Source organism: Staphylococcus sp. B1(2026) (assembly GCF_058895785.1).
Genome location: NZ_JBZXTS010000110.1, coordinates 1 through 827, shown reverse-complemented (window position 1 = coordinate 827; position 827 = coordinate 1). Strand labels below are relative to the sequence as shown.

The following is an 827-nucleotide window of genomic DNA, read 5'->3' as shown; positions in this document are numbered from 1 at the left end:
TTTGGTTTGGGTATACTAATATAGATAGATAAAATAAGGGGATTATAATTAGAAAAACAACAAATTTTAAAAGAGAAAGTGCTTGTGACATGGAATGAAAAATATGCGATAAGAGAAAAAATACGAAGAGATGGCGCAATAGAATACGCTAAAAAATTAATTGATGCAGAACTATTTAGAAGCACAGCTAAGCGTGGTGATAAGAAATATCTTGAATTGAAAATAATTGATAAAGAAACAGGCGAAGAACAGCCAGTCTTCCCTATCATTGAACTCAATCAAGAAGCAAGGATTTTGATAGTCAATTTGATGGCATTAATGTACTAGTAACAAGTTACATTATCTTATCAGATGAAGAAATTTTAATACATTACAAGGAACTTTCACGAATTGAAGATTGTTTCAGAGTAACAAAAACAGAGTTAAACTCTAGACCTATTTTTGTTTGGACCAAAGAACATACAGAAGCTCATTTTTTAACATGTTTTATGGCACTAACATTTTTAAGAATTATACGACATGTAACTAATTGGGAGATAAGCCCTCAGAAAATAATTGAAGCATTAAACAGTGCCAAAACCATTAAATTAAATCAAGGTTACTATCAAGTCCAAGCTAATCCTGATTAGTCAGAATTCAAGAATTATTAGGCATTGATTGGCATAATCGTATTGTGAAAGTTGAACAATTAAATAAGTACGGAAAAAGTTGGTTCACAACATTAAAAAATAAAAAATTCTCTTATAACCCTTGAGCAACAAGCTTTGTAAGAGAATTGTAATTTCAAAACTGCAAAAGTCAGATATAAGAAAATTCAAAAAGAAATT

General features: G+C 29.6%; 2 protein-coding genes. Both read left to right on the top strand.

What is annotated here, in order from left to right; translation table 11 throughout:
• Positions 1-84 precede the first annotated feature (84 nt).
• On the top strand, positions 85-327 hold the full coding sequence (locus AC5EAH_RS08170) for a hypothetical protein (RefSeq protein WP_493494283.1): 243 nt from the start codon (positions 85-87) through the stop codon (positions 325-327).
• Positions 315-629 (top strand): hypothetical protein, encoded by a 315-nt coding sequence (locus tag AC5EAH_RS08165; protein ID WP_493494284.1) that lies wholly within the window; start codon positions 315-317, stop codon positions 627-629. The genes AC5EAH_RS08170 and AC5EAH_RS08165 overlap by 13 nt, the downstream gene beginning before the upstream one ends.
• Positions 630-827: the final 198 nt, after the last annotated feature.